Origin of the sequence: Streptococcus suis (assembly GCF_002960445.1) — a bacterium.
GTDB classification, from domain to species: domain Bacteria; phylum Bacillota; class Bacilli; order Lactobacillales; family Streptococcaceae; genus Streptococcus; species Streptococcus hyiners.
On sequence record NZ_POJD01000252.1, the window covers coordinates 1 to 419 of the forward strand.

1 rRNA gene is annotated in these 419 nt (G+C 37.5%); it reads right to left on the reverse strand.

From position 1 onward, the window contains the following. Window positions 1–154, reverse strand: a 23S ribosomal RNA gene (locus C1G53_RS09315); the annotation flags it as partial. Between the last annotated feature and the right edge of the window lie 265 nt (window positions 155–419).

Genomic DNA, 419 nt, shown 5'->3' on the forward strand with positions numbered 1-419 from the left:
TAGTGAGTGACAGGCATTACCTGCCGGGTTCCCCCATTCGGACATCCCTGGATCATTGCTTACTTACAGCTCCCCAAGGCATTTCGTCGTTAGTCACGTCCTTCATCGGCTTCTAGTGCCAAGGCATCCACCGTGCGCCCTTATTAACTTAACCTTATAATCGTACTCAGACTAGAAAACTAGTGATTTAGACAAATCCTCTTGTAGTCCTTAGACTACTGCGATGATTTCCTAAAATCATACGTTTTCCTTAACGTCTTCGTAACTTGTTTTAACCTAATTTTTTCAAAAATTAGAAAACTCATTAAATATTCACAGCGTTTTCGGTTTATTTTCTTGTTACTATTTCTATACGTACTTTTACATACGTTTAGGAATGTTTGATAGATATTCAATTTTCAATGGACAAAATCTTAACA